We start from the raw sequence: 15,304 nt of genomic DNA on the forward strand, positions 1-15,304 counted from the left end.
GTTTGCAGAGCGATGATTACGATGCAGCTTCAAAACAATGATGGTGAGAGCGAGAACAGCCTGACTTCCGCAGATTTAAGCGCATTGCTTTTATCTCTCGGTCAAGAGCGTTCGCGGGAGATCTTCCGACAGCTCTTCGAGTTTTTCGCTCCGCGTCTCAAGACTTACTTTCTGAAAGGTGGAGCAACTTCGGAGCTTTCGGAGGAGCTGGTTCAGGAAACTTTTGTCATCGTTTGGCGGAAGGCCGAGATGTTTGACAGTCGTAAGGCTTCCGCATCGACTTGGATTTATACGATCGCGCGTAACCTTCGGATTGATCGTTTTCGTAAAGAGCGGCGGTATCTTTACAAAGATGACCAATTTTTTGCCAATGAGTTGGTTGGAGAAGAGACCCAGATTGACGACTATCACCAATCACAGCTCAGCGAACGGGTGAAGAAAGCTCTTCCCCTTTTGCCGGCGGAGCAATCGACCATTATCAAATTGGCGTTTTATGAAGATGCCAGCCACTCGAAAATTGCTCAGTACTTGGAATTGCCGCTAGGAACTGTCAAATCTCGGATGAGGCTGGCTCTGGCGCGTTTACGGAAACTTTTGGAAGGGGTGGACCTATGATCAACCATCACCTCAGCGATGAAATTGTATGGGCTTATGCGACTGGCTCTTTGCCGGCAGGGCATGCGTTGCTTGTCTCCTGTCATCTGGAGCTTTGCCAAGGGTGCAAGACCCGCGTAGCTGAAGCGGAAGCTCTTGCAGGTGCTATGCTTCAAACGGGCGAGCAACAAAAACCTTCTGACGACATGTTCGATCTTCTGATGGCTCGGGTTGAGAACGAGCCAACACTTTCGATGGGTGCCTATCTGGCTGAACCCAAGCCTGAGAAAGGCGTGCCATCGGCGCTGTGGGATGTGCTGGGGCATGGATACAGCGGCATCAAATGGAAGATGGTTGGTCCGGGGATCCGACAGTTCATTTTGCCGATTAAGTCGAGCGAAGGTGAAAGTGCTCGCTTGCTGAAACTGTCTCCGGGTTTCGTCACGCCTGAGCATTCTCACCACGGATCAGAAATGACGCTGGTGTTGCAGGGGTCTTTTAGCGATGAAACCGGACGCTATAAGATTGGCGATGTTCAGGAAGCAGACGAGCATGTGCATCATCAGCCAATTGCAGATACAGAAGAAGACTGCATCTGCCTTGCTGTGACTGACGCACCGCTGGACTTCAAAGGCTTCTTTCCCAAACTTCTGCAGCCATTTATTCGGATGTAATAGTATGCGTATGGGACACAATTGACGATTTACTTTATGCGCAAGGCCCTTGGAGTCTTGTCATCTAAAGTTTAATTTTAAGAGAGATGGTCCAGACAGCGAGAAGTATCCCTCTGACAGGAGGGTAATGTTGCCAGTTTCGGCCAGCATTACTCTTCTCTGCAATTTGCAATTATGTCTAGATGACTTGGTCTTAACCGTCACTACGATTGGGGTAATGAGTGCTATCCCAAATCTCTTCTTCAATAAGGATGTTCGAGGATATATCTCTGACTTCTTTGGGGGTAGATTTGAGAGAGCGATTTTGTTTCATAATCACGACAAGAGGAGTGAGAATGTGGGCAGACCCCTTTATTTGTCGTATTGCTCCAGAGAGCATGATCAATAGTATCCAGTGCAAGATATGCGAGTACTCGACCTAGTATTTTTCACACTATTATTATTTGAATTTCATGAGTAGTTATCCGTTTAAGATTAGTGGAAACATTATCCCTTATTTGGATTGATTTATTAGGGGGACGCAGGTCCAACATAGTCACAGGTGGCGTCACGCCCGGCCAAAATCAAAATTGGTAGCGTAGCTTTGCTGTGAGAGCCTTCAATAACTGAGGGAACTATCATTTCGTTGCGCTCTTAAGTGTCGGGGGTGTAAGAAAATGGATGCTGGACGTTATCATCTAAACTTTGCAAGCTTACTACTTGATTTCGACCACGTCTTTTTGCTGCGTACATGCGAGCATCAGCTAACTTGAATAAATTGTCCAGATTGCCGTTTGCTTCTTCAACTATTGCGACGCCAATTGAAACAGTTAAGCGAATTATATTGCCATCTCGGCGTAATGGATTACTCTCGATTCGATCGCGAATTCTTTCGGCAATTTCTGTTGATACAGTATTAGATGTGTCACTGAGTAATATTGTAAATTCTTCTCCGCCATAACGGCAGACAATATCATCCCTTCTTACAGTAGTACGAATGATTGTTGCTATATGATTTAGGGCTTGATCACCTAATTGATGACCGAAGGTATCATTAATTCTTTTAAAATAATCAATATCTATCAGGATGAGCGATAAATTTCGCTTTTTTTTCGCAGGTAGTTCTTGGAGTTGCTTGAGGTGACCACTGAAGTACTTCCTGTTGTAAGTAAGTGTAAGTGGATCCATAGTTGATGCTCGATGCATTTTTCTCAGTACATCGAGCTCTACATTGGAAAAAAGAGAGTATCGCAATATTATCTTTGGTCCGATGCGAATTACATCATTGGGAGATATCCAGCATCTTTTGATCTTGTTCCCATTTACAAACACGCCATTACGCGATTTCAGATCAATCGCTTGAACGCCTTCTGGCGTTGTTTCCAAAAGAAGATGCTGACGGCTAACACTCGCGTCTCTAACCACTATTTGGCAGTCTGGCGAACGACCAATTTGAACCCTTGGAGCAGTCAGAAGATGAACTTGCCCAGTTTCGTTACCACTAACAAACATAATGCCAGGCTGGGAGTTGTCGTTCTGACCTGAATGACTTGCTAGATCAACAGGGAGTTGTAGGTGATCAAATTGAACTGTCTCATCTGATCCTTGTCCCAACTCACTTGCCTGATCTACTGAATTCTCGGTCTTTCCAATTTTCAAATCATCACAGTTCATTTGGAGCCCCGGCCATTTCTTATTTTCCGAAGCTATCAGACTATTGTGCCGTCACGGTATTCGGATTTATCAGTTAGCACGCATTTTCTGCTTTGATCGTTAACACTCTCGAGTTAGCCAAAACCCCTAACATTGGATTATGGGGCATTAGTGCTCGTTAGTGTTGTGTGATGAGCGCGGAAATTGCTTTAAAATATATTACACTAAACTATCATTGTAAATGTATGCATGAGTGATAATAAAAACTACGTAAATATATTTGATTCTTAATTGAGGGTAAGAAATTATGTCTACAGATAACAGTGAGAAAGTTGAATATGATCAGGATGTACTGATTGTCTGGAAAGATGAAGTATATCGGATCTCTGAGGCTGAGTGGAAAGACAAAACTCCTGAGCCAATTTCTGAGCACATGAGAGTGGAAGAGCTGGTGAAGTTTGGTGCAGCAGTTGCTTCAATTCCAAACTACGAGGAGAAAGGTTCTGAAGAGAAAATTTCACCGAGCAGTGTTGGAGGGACATGCTTTCTCCTGAATATCGATGTGATTAAAGGCGGTTATTAATAGATATGGCTCCGCATAAAGCGGCGGAGGCGTGTTTTCGGAGTGGTGAAGAGCTACAACGAAGTCATGCCTCTGAAACATCGTTAGTGGAGAAAACATACCGTAGAGGCACGCATCGGCTCGTTTCACCTGTCCAGACGGTTGAGCGGATTGAGCCCTATTTGCAGTCTTTTGGGATTACCCGTGTCGCGAATATCACCGACCTTGATAAGATCGGCTTGCCTGTGGTTGCTGTCTACCGACCTAATGCGCGGTCGCTGGCCGTATCTCAAGGCAAAGGCTTAGACCTGGCGGCAGCCAAAGCTTCTGGCATAATGGAGGCGATTGAAGGCTATCACGCAGAACATGTAAAGCTCCCACTTCGTCTGGCAAGTTTCTCTGAGATCTCTCAGGACGGGGCTGTGCTTGATGTTGGACGCCTACCGCACAATAGCGCTCGATCATTGGATCTGAACCGGCAGATTCTATGGTGTGAGGGGCGTGATCTGGTGTCTGATTGTTCGGTTTGGGTGCCCTATGAGATGGTGCACACCAACTTTACGCTGCCACTGTCCGGCAGCAGCGGCCACTTTCAGATGAGTTCTAACGGACTTTCCAGTGGCAACTGCTGGCAGGAAGCGGTTAGTCATGGGATTTGTGAGCTGGTGGAACGCGATGCGCTCGCACTTTGGTCTGCTCGAGGGGCGACAGCGGATCCGAAGGGTGCTCTGGATTTATCTAGTGTTGATGATCCGGATTGTCTTGAGGTGATTAAGATGCTGCGCGATGCAGGACAGGCTGTCGGTGTTTGGTCGATTACGACCGATATCGGGCTACCAACTTTTGCTTGTACGATCGCCGATTTCGTTCCCAACCATCTTGGACAATATTATGCAAGCGATGGCAGTGGATGCCACTCAGTGCGTGAGATAGCCCTTTTGAGAGCCTTGACGGAAGCTGCCCAAACTCGACTAACATTTATTGCTGGAGCTAGGGATGATGCTCACCGCGACTTTTTTGAGGTTTCCAGAAATCGCGATCGCGTGGAGACTATAAGGAAAAGAATAGGTAAGTGCGCTGAGCTTCAAGGCCTTTCGTTCAAGGACGTGCCAAGCTTTGATGGGGAAAGCTTTGAAGAGGACATTACACATCAAATTGCGCAACTTCGGGCGGTTGGAATTGAGCAGGTCGCACTGGTGAATTTAGGAGGGTATGTTGACGGCATTGAGGTCGTGCGTGTTGTCATTCCCGGTCTTGAAGGTTTGCATGATGCTCCGGGCTATGTCCCCGGCAAGCGATTGAAGTTGCATAGTCTCGATTTAGCTGGTGGTGCATAAAGCTATGTCTGTTTTTGTTTTTCTTGGTCCAAGCCTTGCTCTATCTGATGCTCAGGCCGTCTTGGATGCGACTTATCTTCCGCCAGCTTCGCAAGGTGATGTTTATCGTGCTGTTGAAGATGGTGCCCGTATGATCGGAATAATCGACGGGTATTTCGAGCAAGTTCCTTCTGTTTGGCACAAGGAAATCCTATGGGCTATGTCGCGAGGCGTTCATGTTTATGGGGCTGCGAGTATGGGCGCATTGCGAGCTGCTGAGTTGGCTACCTTTGGGATGACTGGCGTCGGCAAGGTGTTTCAGGCCTATCATGAGGGGCGGCTTGAAGATGATGATGAGGTTGCCATTGCTCATGGGCCGGCAGAGTTGGGGTATCCAAAACTGTCTGAGGCTATGGTCAACATCCGTGCAACGCTGGATCGGGCGGAGAGCCAGCATGTCATTTGCAAAGAGCTTCGAGAGTTCTGTGAGGCAACCGCAAAATCCTCTCACTTTCCTGAGCGTTCTTACAAACGTCTGTTGTCCTCTATAGAAGGCCAGGCAGATTGCGATGAAATCGAGACATTTCGAGGCTGGCTTTTAGCTGAGCAGGTGGATGTTAAGCGTGATGATGCCTTGGAGATGCTCCAAACCATGGCTTCGCAGCAAGCGGGGGCTTTAGAGCCAAAGAAGGTGTCGTTTGCTTTTGCGCATACGGACACATGGGAAAAGTTAATCCGGCAGATCGCCCCTTCAGAAGACCCAGTGAATATTGATGATCTGCTGGATGAGTTGCGTCTTGATCCAAAGCTGTATGCTCAGATTGTCGATGGTGCGATTGCACGAGCTCTTTCGCTGAAGGAAGCGGATCGAGTTGCCTTACAGGAGCAGCCAGAGAAATTTCAGCTAAAGCTCCACTCCTTCTTTGTGAGGCGTAATCTTGTTGAGGGATCGGAAATTCAGGACTGGCTGCATGAGCAGGAACTCAGCTCTGAAGACCTGATTTCTTTGATTAAGCGTGAGCAACGTATCGAAACCATCAGAGATGGTTTCGATACTGATATTCGCAAAGCACTTCCAGATGTGCTGCGCGCTGCCGGGAAATATGGCTCTCTTGTCCAGAAGGTTGAAAGCAAGAAGACGTTGGTCCCATCTGACGTTCTGGAAGGGTTTTTTCTAAACGACGACAACCCTACTGAGGAACAGCTCTTAAGCTGGCACTTTACCGAGCGATTGAAGACTCCCGTTCCTGTTCATATAGATAGTCACATCGCTGGATTGGGCCTGAAGAGCCGAAAGGCGTTTCTCCAGACCCTTGTCATGGACTATTTGCATGAGACTGCGTTGTCTACAGCGCATCAAGTCGTTGTGAGTGAGGCTACCAGCTGAGCTAGATAGTCATTGAGTGGTCGTGGGCGGAAGCCCAATGTTTTTTCAGCTTCTTCATTGTCAACGATACAGCCGTCCTCAACACACACACTCATCAAACCGGAAAATGTTTGCATCATTGGGTCGCCAGATGAGGACATTGCTTCCAGCTGTGTTTTTGGCATGTCTTCGCGCTGCAATGGTCTGCCAGCGAGCTGTTCGCAGCGTAAGATGACCTCTTCCTGACTGAGCGCTTCGGCACCGCCGATTTTCAAGGTGCGGTTCCGAGCCTCAGGTGTTTCCAAAGTGGCTCTGACGGCCGCACACACATCATCTATCGAGATCCAGGAAATTGCACCTTTACCGCCGCCAAAAGTAAGTATTGCATTTGTTTCAGGATTGATACCGGTTGGCGCTGCCAGCCAGGACTCCTGAAAATGAGGCGCTTGCAAGATGGTATAATCCATCTCACCACTTCGCAGGGCATCTTCGACCGCCCGTTTTGCAGTCTGGAGCGGGAATGTTCGACCAAACTGGGGGAATGATAGGTATACAAAATGCTTTACATCGTTCTCTTTCGCGAGCGTGACCAAATCCAACTGTCCTTTCAGGTCAACGCTCTCAAAGCTGTCACCTTCAACGGGCCTTGAAACAGATGTCGCTGTAGAGACAACTGCATTCACGCCTTGGCAGGCAGTTTGAATTGTTGTGGGGTCTTTAAGGTCTGCGTGAACAACTTCAGCACCAAGATTTTTAAGCTTTTCGACGCTCTCTTGGCTGCTGCTACTTCGCACCATTGCTCTTACCTGGTGCCCTTTGGCTCGTAGTTCTTTACAGACTTTAGAGCCGAGCACACCGGTTGCTCCAACAACAAGGATCATTTTATTTCCCTCAAAATGATTACGTGATTCTAACTATGTATATTACAAGAATCCTCTGGTTTCGGCTTGAAGCAATGCTTCTTTTGCGCAGCTCATTACTTTGCGATAATCCTTTGTGGAGAAGCTCGTGATTATGCCCTCCAACGGAAAATCTACCTGATCGGGGAGTCTCAGCTGAACTTCATGTCTTAAAGTTTGCGCGCAGTTGTTCAGCGCTTCTAGGTCGCCTGCTTCACAAGCGATCTTCAGATCAATTAGTATGGCTGTCCATTTCATTGCATATTCAAAGGGGAGGGCCGACCAAACCTTCATTGCTTTTTGGGTTTCTGTTTTTGCTGAAGCAACGTTTCCTTGCTTGAGCATCACCCATCCCAATGATGCATGCGCGACACCAACGTAATCCATCATCTGAGCTTTTTTTGCTGCCTCCAGTAGCTCCAGCGCTGCAATCTCGGTTGCAGTTAGGTCTCCCAGTCTTCTTAATAGTATGACATGGTAGCAAAGCGTGCGAACTTGGCCGCTGGTATCGCCGATTTGCTTGGTCATCTCCAGAGCCTTCAGTAGAGCTGACTTCGCCTCTTCAAGCCTTCCGGCAAATAATAGAAGAAATCCAAGTTCAAATTGTGCGACGGAAATCTCTATGTGCCTTCCTGTTTCAATGGCCGATCTCAACAGCTGTTGCCCTAACTCAACTGTTGCTTCGTTGACTCTGTAGCGATCGCGGCGCAGATTTCTGTATATAAGCGAAAGGTACAGTTTGTAGTGATGGTCGGGGTTGCCGCTGTGCTCGATTAAAGTTTGTGTCTCAGAAAATTCTTGGTCCATTTTGTGATAATTTGCGGCCCAGTAATGTGTCCACAAGCGAGCAACCTTGATTTCTATGTATTCCTCACGTGTTGCAGTCAGCGTGCGCTTATCTGTTATCAAGACGCGCGCGGCTTCATCCAGAGCTGTCAGCGCCTCTTCATGCCTATGTTCTGCTTCATAGGTTTTGGCCCTCAGTCTGTACAGGCGGGCCTGCGTGATCAGGTTGGTTGGCTTTTGGTCCAGAGCGCTTTTCAATGCACTACGGGCGAGGTCATGGTTTCGTTTGAGCGAATACAGGCCTGCCAGAGCTTCGTTAACTGATATGCTTTCCCTAGACCAGTCCTCTTTGCGTTCTGGTTCAAGGGTGCGGGCCTTCTGGATTTCCGACAGGGCGGTTTGATAGAGTTTGATAGCTTCATCATTTGCGTGGTGGCGATGAGCGTGATCTGCTGCAAGTTGCAAATGTCGGGCTGCTCGACCGGGAACGCCTGCACAGGCCCAATGATAGCCTAGGCGCGCGTCGATATTATCGGACCCTTTTTCACTCGCACTTACTTTGTCCAGTTCAGTCGCTATTCTCTCATGCAGTTCGCGGCGACGGTGAGCGGAAAGTTGGGCTTCTGTTACCTCCCGGATTTTATCGTGAAGGAAGCGGAAGCCATCTTTTTCGTCGGCTTCTAAGATTTGGCGTTCAACCAACTCGTCAATCACATGGCCGATCGTCTCTTCGTTCAGCTTTTTAACAGAGGCGATGAGGTCTATTTCGAACTGACGGCCAATGAGTGCGGCGCAGTCAACTGAACGGCGTGCGTCTGGGCTAAGCTGGCCAATGCGGAGGGTGATCAGCTCACTCAATGAACTCGGCAGTGGGAGTTTTTCAAAGTGGGTTGTATCGGATAGTGCTTTGTGCGCGAAGGCCCACTTGCCAGATTGGTCCCGCCGGAGCACCTGTTCTGCCACTGCTGTACGAAGATACTCAGCAATGAAGAACGGGTTGCCATTGCTACGCTCTAAAAGGAATTCTGCGAATGCATCAGGAAGCCGGTTTATCGCCAGCATGCCGCTAGCTAATTTTTCAATGTCATGGGTACCCATTCTTTCCAAGGAGACATCACTGACATCATCAAAAGGCAAAATAGCATTTATCTCTTTGGTTCGCTCTTCGGATCTCATAGTTCCAAGCAAAAGTCCGGAGATGCCGTCCATGCCTTCTTCAGCAAGGTGTTTTAGAAATGCCAGGGTTAATTCGTCGGCCCATTGCAGGTCATCAAGGATCATCAGCAAAGGGCAAGTTTGAGAATAAGCGGTCAGGACACTACGCAAGGCTTCGAATAGTCGTATGAGCGTTTGCTCTGGTTCGAGCTTTGGTGAAGTAGGAAGGTGCTTCGCCCAAGGGAGAGATTTTATGCTGGTCGAGTATTGAGATAATACTGCGGCATATCTCCCTATTAGTATTTCAAAGTTCTCCTTTCCCCCTTCGATGCAAGTGTCAGCGATCTGATCCAACAATCGTAAGAAAGGTTGGAGTGGTTGGCTAACTGGCTTAGTTTGAGTGCTGTCTCTTACTTGAGAGGCGCACTCGCAACTGACAACCGACATTCCTGATTTCTTAGCCTTACTGGCAATCTCTGAGACGAGACGTGTTTTACCCAGTCCGCTTTCACCGAAGACAATATGGATCTGGCCTATTCCATCTTTGGCGTTGCTCAGATGACTTTCTATATTTGCCTGTATCTTGAAGTTTTCAATAAAGGACGCGCGATAAAGATACGGCTTTGCTGAAGGAGCCGCTACTGGCCACTTTGGCCGCTTTATGCCGAGTGCTTCAATCGACTGCAAAACAGTTTCTGCGTAGCCGATGCGTTGGTCTGCGGTTTTTGATAGGAGCGACATGATCATGTCATCTAGTGTTTTGGGAACACCATGAACAAGATCAGATGGATTGATCGGAAGGCGTTCGAGATGACCGCGAAACACCTGAGTTCGCGAGCCGTTGAAGGGTTTCAATCCAGTCACAAGTTCGTATAAAATACATCCAAGGCTATATAAGTCGCAGCGAGCATCGAGAGTTTCGTTTCGAATTTGCTCCGGTGCCATAAAATGAGGGGATCCGCTGATGACTTGGGCGCTTTCAACGACCTCTCGACCGACTGAGCCACGTACTTCAGTGACAAGGCCAAAGTCAGCTAGTATGGGAAACTTGCTTTTAAGGATGAAGACGTTGCTGGGCTTTAGATCGCGGTGAATAATTCCCAAGCCATGTACATAGGCAAGAACCTCACAAATGCCGTAGACAAGCGTAAGGGCATCTTCGAGTTGGCCGGAAGCTGCAATATTGTGACGATCTAACAGGACGTCGTGGTCAGGGTACGTGATATTTTCGTCTAGATTAATGTCATCAAAACCGGAGATAGTTGTCTCGGGGCTGTATTCTGCTGCGAACCACTCCTGGGTAGTGGAGGTGGAAGTCGCAGCTCGGTGATCTGACCAAATTTTGTCAATCGTGTTGGCAAGCGTAGGTGCTTCTATTACTTCCATAACATGCCATGGGAGGCCATTAGAGATGCCATGGTCGAGAATCTGAATAACTCCAGGATGCTTAAGCTTTGCGAGAGACCTTATCTCGCGACGGAGTTGGTTTAGCTTAGATGCGTCGCGTTTGGTGGCCATTTTGATGGCGACATGCTTGCCGGTGACTGTATTTTTACCAGCAAAAACAACCCCGTTACTGCCTTGCCCTATCTGCTTGATTATTCTGTAAGGGCCTAATTGATTGTTTTTTTGATTCATCTGAGTATCTATTGCTGAGGTTCAGATGTAATATATCAATATTATCTGGCTTTATCGATGTGATATTTTAATCAATGTTTGAATTTGGCCGGTAAAATAGCATGCTGATTGCACGTTATGGCGATAAAACAAGGTCGATAAGTGTACATGGAGAGAGCACAAGTGAAGAAGCTGTTTGTCACATCATATCTTGAGGTAATTGTAGCTTCTCGTCTCAATCTTCTTTTGAAGAGAGATGGTAGCGAGGGAGGGACTTGAACCCCCGACACGCGGATTATGATTCCGCTGCTCTAACCAACTGAGCTACCCCGCCATCCGGTGCGCTATGTTGCGGTGTTGACCGCCGCGCTGTGAAGGGGTGTATAAGGCCCCAGAGGGGTGGCGTCAAGCGTTCTTGGGTAAGTTTTGTGGAAATATGATCTCTTGTGAAAAACTCCATGAAAACCTAGGGTTAATGCCAATTTCATAGAGCAATAACTGCCAGTTGCAGTTGTCAGGAACAAGAAAATCTCATTTTTTACCAAGTTGGAAATGTCGGAGTGGCTTTTCTGGGATTTGTGGAGCGGTGTTGTATTGAAGCTGTGCAAGGTACAGGCTTGAGAGATCAAAAAAAAACGCCCCGGTGACGATCAGGTCAGGCGGGGCGTTTTGAATAATTCGGTCAGTTTGGCAATGCGTTAGCCTGCAGGAAAGCCTGCTGCTTCCCAGCCTTTTCCGAGTAGTGCTTTGAGGGCTGCTTCTGCGCCTTCCTGCTTTTCAGCACGCTGAATCCAACCGCCGCCGAGAACACGCGCTTCCTGGCCGTCTTTGTCGAAGAAGACGCAAGCCTGTCCTGGGGCTACGCCGAATTCGCCTGCTACCAGCTCGACAAAAACATTTTCGCCACTCTTGCGCAAAATTGCTTCTGTCGGTGGGCGGGTAGAACGCACCTTTGCATAAACTGTGATGCCGTCTTCCGGCAGATCGTCCAGCGTACCTGGGCCAATCCAGTTCACTTCACGCAGCAGCAGGTTGTGGGTTGCTAATGCTTCTTGCGGACCGACAATCACGCGTCGTCCATCTGCATCCAGATGCACAACATAGAGAGGGTCGCCTGTTGCAACACCAATACCGCGGCGCTGACCGATGGTGTAATGGATGATGCCGTTGTGCCGGCCAAGAACGCGGCCATCTACATGCACGATTTCACCTGGTTCTGCCGCGTGTGGGCGAAGCTTGGCAATAACGTCTGTGTAGCGGCCTTCTGGCACAAAGCAGATGTCCTGACTGTCATGCTTGTCAGCAATTGCCAATCCAAACTCATGTGCAAGTTCGCGGACTTCTGGTTTGGTCATGCCACCTAGTGGGAAGCGCAGAAAATCGAGCTGTTCCTGGGTTGTTGCGAACAGGAAGTAGCTTTGGTCACGGTCCAGATCGACAGGACGGAACATGGCAAGCTGATTGCCTTCCACGCCTGTACGGACATAGTGACCTGTGACCAGAACATCAGCGCCCAAATCCTTTGCCGTTTCCAGTAGGTCTTTGAACTTGACGGTCTGGTTACATGTTACGCATGGAATCGGTGTTTCGCCATTGATATAGCTGTCCGCGAAGCGTTCGATGACCTGCTCTTTAAAGCGGGATTCATAATCCAGCACGTAATGCGGAATGTCGAGTTTTTCTGCGACACGGCGGGCATCGTGGATGTCTTGCCCGGCACAGCAAGCGCCCTTGCGTTGGATTGCTTCGCCATGATCGTAGAGCTGTAGAGTGACGCCGACCACATCATAGCCTTCGCGTTTCATCATTCCGGCAACAACCGATGAATCAACGCCGCCTGACATGGCAACAACCACCCGTGTGTCTTTTGGGCGGCCGGGCAGGCCAAGACTGTTTAGCATTCCAATTACCTCATCCTGTAGGCGCGTTTAAGTGAGAGCCGTATCTATAACATCACGAGCAGATTTCAATCCTGGGAGACATTGAAGTCTGAAGCGCAGATTAGTTTCTTTTGCTTGCTTAGTGCTTGCTGCGCTCTGGCGATGGCTAAACGCGGGCTCTCTTTTAAACGCTTCGCATGCGTACGCTTCGAGCGTGCTAGTTGGCGGGAATATACCTAAAACTCGACGGAAGGCCAATCTTTTTGATTGATGTTTTTACTTGCTGGGCATTTGTTGCCGAGGCGGGGGCAATAAGTGATCTTGTGGCCTGTTCTTTGAAATGTTGAGTTGAGTTTATCTATTTGAAAATGCTTATATATTTTTGATTTTGTGGCTGGCCCGCTAATTGCATATCTGCGCGCAAGATGTCTTGACCATCGTTGCTGATGGCGTGTGCTGCGTAGTTTGAGGAATATATGTCGCAATCTGCTTTGCTGAGTTTAGCCGGTCCTGTTCAGCCGCAAACGCCTTTAGGCCCCGTTGTGGGGCAAGGTGGTAATGCGCTGCTTGGTGAGAGTGTGCTCGGCCAAAATGCCGATACTTTCTCCGGTCTTCTCGCCAAAGCTTCTGAGGGAGATGGTGCAGCGGCAACTGCGGTGGATCTCTTTTCTGGAGCTTTAACGACTGGCGGTGATCTCTCGGTTTTGAGCCCAAATCTCATCAAGGATGAAAATGGGGAGAGTGCGGTTGTTGGTTTGGCTGGTGAACTGCCGCTTTCCACTGTTTCTCAGTTGCCAGTGCCTGGTGTGGTTCCGGGATTGGGGGCAGTTGCGACAACTAATGATGAAGCGCTTCTTCTCAATGGCGGCGAAGGGAAAGCGAAAGCGCCTTTTGTTGCCTTGCCACAAAATGTCCAGGAGGCAGGCAGTCAGCCAGCCTTAGCGGAGAAAGCAGGCGAAGCGAAAGTTACTCAGCCGGTCGCTAATGTTCAAAACGCTTCTCCTATTGTGGGTGAGGGCGAGGCCATCTCTTCCAAGACAGTAGAGAGTGCTGTTGTAAATCTTGGTGCTTTACAGCAGGCCGAGCGTGGTGGGCAGATCTTGCCGCAGGCGGATGATGGACAGGTAACGGCTCAGGTTGGAGCTGTTGCTCAAGAGACTGACGTCGCTGGAACTGTGCAGGAATCTAAAGGAAACGCTCGCAATGCTTCAGATACGCAGCAGCGTGTGACGTCCGATCAGCAGGGTGCTGTTGTTAAGCAAGGTGGTTCAACTGAGCCTCAGTTAAATGCACTGGAACTCCCGAATTCAGGTCAAGTGGCTAAGGTTTCTCCTGAGCTGATTGCACGTTCTTCAGGCGTATCTGAGAAGTCCCAGAGTTCTGCTGCTTCACCGCAAGTTCAGCCAGCGAGCAATGGGGCTAAGGTAGAGCAAGTCGCCAATGCAGTTGGTAATCGTGTTATCACGGCTTCAGAGAGCGGTAGCGACGACACTGTCGCTAATTCAGTCAGCGCTCCTGCCGAAAAGACCGCTGTACCGGATCGTGCCGCGGGTGAAGCGGATGTTCGGTCATCGCAACCTGTTGTTGGTCGTCAGGTCAGTGAGCTAGCAACAGCGCAAGACGTGAAGAGCGTCAAAGTTCAATCCGAACCTGTTCAGCCGCAATCTGTAGAGGTTAAGGGAGCTGTTCAGTCTTCTCGCGGGGATGTTCTTGTTGATGCCATTGAAGGTGATGCAGACGCTTCCTTAGAAAAGCCTGTGCTTGTCCGGCAGACTGATCGTGCTGGTTCAAGCTTTGTCGGCAATCAACAGCGTGCGGTGCAGACCGCATCTGTTGAAGGTGATGGTGATATCATTTTCCCGAATGTGACTTCCAAGCCTGATGTGCCTTCAGAAAAGATTGGCCAAGCTTCGCAGGTACAAAAGGTTGTTGATGTATCTTCTGTTCAAGAGAATGAAGCGGGTGTCCGTTCTGCGGAACAGGTGAGCCGGACTGGTGCTGTGACGACTGCTGCGACCCCGTTGGTTGGGAAAGACAAAACTGCTGGCGGAGCTGTGCAAGCGACAGCGAGCACTGAATCCGTCACGGAGGTTAATGATGCTCCAGAGGCCGATGAGCTTACCAATGCACTGAACAAGCCTACAGAGCAGGCAGTATCCGCTGACAAGAAAAGTACTACGCCCTCTGTCAGCATTCAGGTGAAGGTGCCACAGGCAAATGAGCAGGTTGCTTCAACAACGGCAATCGGTTGGGGGCTTGCAGCTGGTCCGTTGGATGGATCTGAAGCTGAGCTTGATTGGGAAAGTTCTGAAGCAATCTCCAGTACTGCTGCACGTTCTGACACTGCATTCCGTTCAATGGGCTCTCTGCCAACCTCTACGCTGAGGAATGTTGCGAATGCTGTGTGGCCTGAGATTGCCCGACAGGCAAGTGGCGGCGTTGATCGTTTTGAAATCCGGCTTGACCCAAAAGAGTTGGGTGGGGTCGATGTTTCTCTGGAATTTAGCAAGGATGGCCGCGTACGCGCGCATCTGATCGTTGAGAGGCCTGAAACTCTTGAACTTCTGCAGCGAGATCAACGCGGGTTGGAGAAGGCTCTTCAGGAAGCTGGAATCGAAAGCGATAAGAGCTCTCTTCAGTTCTCACTTGGAGGGCGTGGCTCGCAGACTTCAGATCAGCAAGAGAACCGACAGGCAAATGTCGGACAGCTGGATCGAGCGTCAGAAGGTGCTGAGTTGCCAGAAGAAAATTATCTCGCACACAATAATTTAAATAGTGCTGCCCGCGCTGGTGGACTGGATATCTCGGTTTGATGCCGCGCAT

Annotated in this window: 10 protein-coding genes and 1 tRNA gene; 6 read left to right on the forward strand and 5 right to left on the reverse strand. The window is 49.0% G+C overall.

Annotated elements, in window-relative coordinates:
* The first annotated feature begins 21 nt into the window (after positions 1 to 21).
* Both PsW64_RS07030 and PsW64_RS07035 read left to right on the forward strand, forming a co-directional pair.
* Positions 22 to 615, forward strand: coding sequence for a sigma-70 family RNA polymerase sigma factor (locus tag PsW64_RS07030; RefSeq protein WP_063303224.1), 594 nt, complete (start codon positions 22 to 24; stop codon positions 613 to 615).
* Positions 612 to 1,268, forward strand: a complete 657-nt coding sequence (locus PsW64_RS07035) for a ChrR family anti-sigma-E factor (protein ID WP_063303182.1) — start codon at positions 612 to 614, stop codon at positions 1,266 to 1,268. The genes PsW64_RS07030 and PsW64_RS07035 overlap by 4 nt, the downstream gene beginning before the upstream one ends.
* Before the next feature lie 633 nt (positions 1,269 to 1,901).
* On the opposite strand, the gene PsW64_RS07040 is transcribed toward PsW64_RS07035, so the two are convergent.
* Complete coding sequence (locus tag PsW64_RS07040; protein WP_063303183.1) at positions 1,902 to 2,921, reverse strand: GGDEF domain-containing protein; 1,020 nt, start codon at positions 2,919 to 2,921, stop codon at positions 1,902 to 1,904.
* A 286-nt stretch (positions 2,922 to 3,207) separates the two neighbouring features.
* Here PsW64_RS07040 and PsW64_RS07045 point away from each other — a divergent pair, with 286 nt between their 5' ends.
* The 3 genes from PsW64_RS07045 to PsW64_RS07055 are packed head-to-tail and all read left to right on the forward strand — an operon-like array spanning position 3,208 to position 6,165.
* Positions 3,208 to 3,483 carry a hypothetical protein gene (locus tag PsW64_RS07045; protein ID WP_063303184.1) on the forward strand — a complete coding sequence of 92 codons (276 nt, stop codon included), beginning with the start codon at positions 3,208 to 3,210 and terminating at the stop codon, positions 3,481 to 3,483.
* A gap of 5 nt (positions 3,484 to 3,488) precedes the next feature.
* Complete coding sequence (locus PsW64_RS07050; protein ID WP_082831041.1) at positions 3,489 to 4,799, forward strand: YcaO-like family protein; 1,311 nt, start codon at positions 3,489 to 3,491, stop codon at positions 4,797 to 4,799.
* Between the two features lie 4 nt (positions 4,800 to 4,803).
* Positions 4,804 to 6,165, forward strand: a complete 1,362-nt coding sequence (locus PsW64_RS07055) for a TfuA-like protein (RefSeq protein ID WP_153042348.1) — start codon at positions 4,804 to 4,806, stop codon at positions 6,163 to 6,165.
* Here the strand turns inward: PsW64_RS07055 and PsW64_RS07060 are convergent.
* The 4 genes from PsW64_RS07060 to mnmA all read right to left on the reverse strand — a co-directional run bounded on the left by PsW64_RS07060 (position 6,135) and on the right by mnmA (position 12,502).
* Complete coding sequence (locus tag PsW64_RS07060) at positions 6,135 to 7,025, reverse strand: SDR family oxidoreductase (RefSeq protein ID WP_063303186.1); 891 nt, start codon at positions 7,023 to 7,025, stop codon at positions 6,135 to 6,137. The two genes, PsW64_RS07055 and PsW64_RS07060, sit on opposite strands and share 31 nt — an antisense overlap.
* 42 nt (positions 7,026 to 7,067) lie before the next feature.
* Positions 7,068 to 10,622, reverse strand: a complete 3,555-nt coding sequence (locus PsW64_RS07065; protein ID WP_063303187.1) for a protein kinase domain-containing protein — start codon at positions 10,620 to 10,622, stop codon at positions 7,068 to 7,070.
* 236 nt (positions 10,623 to 10,858) lie between these two features.
* Positions 10,859 to 10,935 (reverse strand) — tRNA-Met (locus PsW64_RS07070).
* A gap of 364 nt (positions 10,936 to 11,299) precedes the next feature.
* Complete coding sequence (gene mnmA, locus PsW64_RS07075; RefSeq protein WP_063303188.1) at positions 11,300 to 12,502, reverse strand: tRNA 2-thiouridine(34) synthase MnmA; 1,203 nt, start codon at positions 12,500 to 12,502, stop codon at positions 11,300 to 11,302.
* A 455-nt stretch (positions 12,503 to 12,957) separates the two neighbouring features.
* On the opposite strand from mnmA, the gene PsW64_RS07080 reads away from it, so the two are divergent.
* Positions 12,958 to 15,294: a flagellar hook-length control protein FliK gene (locus PsW64_RS07080; protein WP_063290067.1), complete on the forward strand. Its 2,337-nt coding sequence runs from the start codon at positions 12,958 to 12,960 to the stop codon at positions 15,292 to 15,294.
* The last annotated feature ends 10 nt before the right edge of the window (positions 15,295 to 15,304 follow it).

It is taken from the genome of Pseudovibrio sp. W64 (assembly GCF_001623145.1).
Lineage (GTDB): Bacteria > Pseudomonadota > Alphaproteobacteria > Rhizobiales > Stappiaceae > Pseudovibrio.